The 3,580-nt window shown below is 49.2% G+C and carries 5 protein-coding genes; 3 read left to right on the forward strand and 2 right to left on the reverse strand.

Translation table 11 applies throughout. The features are described from left to right. Positions 1 to 215 precede the first annotated feature (215 nt). The gene (locus VE954_RS37485) at positions 216 to 1,433 is read left to right on the forward strand and encodes a hypothetical protein (RefSeq protein ID WP_324962808.1); all 1,218 of its coding nucleotides are present in this window, start codon (positions 216 to 218) and stop codon (positions 1,431 to 1,433) included. 441 nt (positions 1,434 to 1,874) lie between these two features. Here VE954_RS37485 and VE954_RS37490 read toward each other — a convergent pair whose 3' ends face one another. Continuing rightward, positions 1,875 to 2,213 (reverse strand): hypothetical protein, encoded by a 339-nt coding sequence (locus VE954_RS37490; RefSeq protein WP_324962810.1) that lies wholly within the window; start codon positions 2,211 to 2,213, stop codon positions 1,875 to 1,877. Beyond that, positions 2,200 to 3,066 carry a hypothetical protein gene (locus VE954_RS37495; RefSeq protein ID WP_324962811.1) on the reverse strand — a complete coding sequence of 289 codons (867 nt, stop codon included), beginning with the start codon at positions 3,064 to 3,066 and terminating at the stop codon, positions 2,200 to 2,202. Before VE954_RS37495 ends, VE954_RS37490 begins: the two co-directional genes overlap by 14 nt. Positions 3,067 to 3,157: 91 nt before the next feature. On the opposite strand from VE954_RS37495, the gene VE954_RS37500 reads away from it, so the two are divergent. Continuing rightward, positions 3,158 to 3,376 (forward strand): putative peptidoglycan-binding domain-containing protein, encoded by a 219-nt coding sequence (locus VE954_RS37500; RefSeq protein WP_324962813.1) that lies wholly within the window; start codon positions 3,158 to 3,160, stop codon positions 3,374 to 3,376. An 8-nt stretch (positions 3,377 to 3,384) separates the two neighbouring features. After that, a complete protein-coding gene (locus VE954_RS37505; RefSeq protein WP_324962815.1) occupies positions 3,385 to 3,567 on the forward strand; it encodes a hypothetical protein in 183 nt (60 codons plus the stop codon). Positions 3,568 to 3,580 lie beyond the last annotated feature (13 nt).

Below are 3,580 nucleotides of genomic sequence, written 5' to 3' on the forward strand. Positions count from 1 at the left end.
AGGCCGCCACGCGGCGCACTGAAATCGAAAACTGTTACGTAAGTTTTCGAGCTGCCTTTGAAGCAATATTGGCGGAATAAGCTCTTTTTATTAAGGTGAATCACCGATAAAAAAAGTGGTCGCTATTTTAGTAGCTGCCCGTAGACTCGGCGATGGCTGTCCCCCACGTATGGTTAATCCCGTGGAGGCGATTGAAACCAGGAAAGGAACACGGTATGAGGCTTAAAACAACCGGATCATTGGTATTGGCAACGCTCTCTCTCTTAGGGGGCTGCGCGGACAAGGATGGCGGGAAGCGTGCCGACGAGCAAACGTCTAAGCCGCTAACTGTCATTCCGTTGGCCCCAGACGAAACGCCCTACATCATGATGGGAGCTCCATTCAACAGTCTGGCCCAGGACAAGCTGGATGGATTTGAGGATGAGCCAAAACTCGGTTGCGTGATTGCAGACGAAATGGGCACCCTCGGCGGTATGACCAGTGCACTGGAAACCTATAGCATCACCAATGTTACTTCCCAAGAGGACTTTTTTAGGCAGATTGATGTTGGCTACAAAACGAAGGTGGCCGCGACGATCAATGCAGTTACCGCTAAGGGGTCCAACGAACTGAAAGGCATGCATTCGATTAAGATCAACAAGAACTACTCCTATGCTTTGATCACAGCGAGGAAGCTCTGGCAAGCCAAGCAAATTAAAAAGGCTTCAGTTAACTCAGAGATCTTAACTTTGTTGAAGCGTGACAAGTCTCTATTTTTCAGCCTATGCGGTGACGAGTATTTGAGCGGATTTAAGTTGGTGACAGAAGCCCACGGTATACTTGAATGCCGGGGAGAAACCAGAGAAGAAAAGGCCAAAATCGACGCGACAATTTCCAGTTCGGTTGGAGCGCTGGATTCGGCCGGCTTCGAGAACTCGTTCAATACCGTGATTGACCAAGCTAGAAAAGTGGCTAACAACAAGTGTACTCTGTATGTCTGGCAGCGTGGTGGACGTGGAACTATCTCCGACAAACCGGAGTCGTTTGGAAGTAGCGTAGCTAACTACGTAGCAGGATCTTCGTTCGACAATGCAGCTATTACAGAAGTGGTTACAACTCCATATAAGAAATCTGTCATCACAGCCGAATTTTGGGATTTGGTCCAGGGCGTCGATTTTTCGTTCAGTGTTCCTCGTTCTGTCATTAAATTTTGGCAAAGTGAGATAGAAGTTCTTACAGAAAAAATGCAAAAGTCCCTTGACGATATTGATAATGAAAAAGACCCGGTTAAGAAAGAAGCAATGTACAGGGAAGCTCAAAAGCTTGTCGATCAGGTTAAAGTTGTTCAGTCTAACATCGACCGATGCTCTACAAGTCCCGACGTAACAGCTTCGTGTCGTGATTCCCGGGCTCCAGGTGAACCGTGGCCAGATGACCCAATTATTGAAGACTAAACGAGACCCAGTCTTGCTGCATCGCCCACCATTCCCAGATTTCAGGGCCGGGCACCCGCCCCCCTGAAAAGGACGTGGCGCCTGATCTGAGTCTTTGAAGGTTTCTTGATACCCGCCGATTGCGCTGAATTCGCAGTAAGGGGATATTCGCGAGATCGTCTTCAACTTCATGTTCAAGCGCTTTGTCAGCTTTTTCCTCAGCTTATTTTAGGGTTGTCCCGTCGGATCAAAATTGCAAATTTTTAGGCCCCGAACACTTAAACATTGTCTGGTAGTAAATTACGAAATTTAAAAGTGGACCTATCGATTTTAAGCGATAGGTCTTTTTCTTAGGTCGGCGATCGTAGTCGCGTTTAACTGTGGATGCCACGAGCAGACCTTGATTCGACATGGGCAATTCAAGCGAACCGCCGTCCGCTCTTATGCTCAATGACTGTTCTGTTAGTCTTTTCGGGTCCCGAACGAGCTCCGGCACTGGTCGCGGTAGTGCTCAACTTGAATGGCGGAGCAGCTCCCGCGGGAGGTTAACTTCGGTATGACGTTATCGTAGCAAATATCCTCCGGAGCACTCGGCAAAAGGCCGCATAGTCCTGGATTCTGAGCGGCTTCAGCCTCAGCGAGCGTGCAACTCAAATCACTCCATCCACAGGTCCACACCGTCCTGGCTCCATCCAAACTGAAGACGATCATGCCATGCGGATGGGTGATCCAGAACTGAAGGAGCCAAAGCAGGGCCAGCCCACCCACGACTCTGTTTACGATAACTTTAGTTTTTAACATGCCACCAGGCCACATAAGCTGGCCACGTCGGATAGGGCCAAGTATAATTATTTATCTCAGGGTTGGGTTCCCCGTTTGGTGTCATACCATCATAAATTTGGATCTGCAAAACCTTGTAGTCTGACTTCCAATACGCGTGATCACGGAACGAATCCCACTGGCAGAGCTCGGGGCGATAAGTCTTGGGCTTGGTAAAACCTCCGCCGAAGATGTCTTCAGGCGTTGTATGGAATCCCAATCTGAAAAGATAAGCTACATAGTCGCCCCCGAACTGATCGGCTGTCAGGGTTTTCCAGGGAGCTGGCTGCGTGGGATATGAGAAAGACCCGCACACTTCCTCGACCGACTGACTGTCGCGCAGCGTCATACTACTCATTGGCTCTGCATGGTTCCCGACGATCTGCAAATATTCCCGTAGAAGTGAGCCCGGTTTCGGGGTGACCAACTGCCCAAGATCATCGCCGGAAAAGCTTTTCATACCTGAGCTTCTGGATCTTTCAATGACTGTGTTAGTGAAGGCAACGAGCTCATGCACCAGGGCCAGGGAATGCTCATCGGTGGCACTGGCGATGTCGCTTGGAAGATCCAACCTGATATGTCCAGAATCTTGCTTGGACATATAGGTATGGAAGATTTTCAAGTCTTCACCGAATGACGCGAAGGCCTTATGTTTCTTGGAATGGACCTCTGCGCCTGCAAGCGAGCTGATAAAGCAAAGACCAAAGGGAAAATAGCGCAGCCATGGATGTTTAATAGACATGTGAACTCCTTTTACAACGACGTCTTCGCCCTCGTCAGCAAAAGAAGTGCCAGTGCTAACCCAGTAAAATCTTAAGTTCATCGCGATAGACATTTCTCACAATTCGAAGAAGTCTCTTCAAATTAAGGAAGGATTTCACCACCCCCTGCTTGCGGCCGTGAACCATGGACCAAGGGCTGGAGGCATGATCTTTCAGCAGGCGCTTAATCGCCTTGGAGCGGATCTTGTCGTTGACGGCATGCATGGCGAGAAGACCGTAAAAGCCTCAAAAAGCTACTCACCAAAGCGGGTTTTGGCTGCTTTTCTTTCGGAAAGATTGCGCTTTTACCTGGGACTTGAAAACCATAATGTGTTTGGCTTCGGATGGGATAAGCGTATAATAGAAGTCGCCATTTCCTCATGAGGACCAAGATGAAAGACGAATTGAAAGCCCAGCTTTTTTCCGGCGTTCTACTCAAAACAAAGTCCGAGCCTTACACCAGCAAGCGCCATGGGCGCATGACTTTTGGCGACCTCCTGTTTGCCGTCATCGTCGTCGCTGCGGCTGCAGGTCTCGTCATGTTCCTGCTGCCGAAACTGAAATCACTTCTCTGAGGTGTCGATGCTC

The organism is Oligoflexus sp., from assembly GCF_035638955.1.
Taxonomy (GTDB): Bacteria; Bdellovibrionota_B; Oligoflexia; order Oligoflexales; family Oligoflexaceae; genus Oligoflexus.

Coding starts and splice junctions, on each gene's coding strand:
- VE954_RS37495 (WP_324962811.1), bottom strand. CDS start 3,066: ATGTCTATCGCGATGAACTTAAGATTTTACTGGGTTAGCACTGGCACT.
- VE954_RS37490 (WP_324962810.1), bottom strand. CDS start 2,213: ATGTTAAAAACTAAAGTTATCGTAAACAGAGTCGTGGGTGGGCTGGCC.
- VE954_RS37500 (WP_324962813.1), top strand. CDS start 3,158: ATGATCTTTCAGCAGGCGCTTAATCGCCTTGGAGCGGATCTTGTCGTT.
- VE954_RS37505 (WP_324962815.1), top strand. CDS start 3,385: ATGAAAGACGAATTGAAAGCCCAGCTTTTTTCCGGCGTTCTACTCAAA.
- VE954_RS37485 (WP_324962808.1), top strand. CDS start 216: ATGAGGCTTAAAACAACCGGATCATTGGTATTGGCAACGCTCTCTCTC.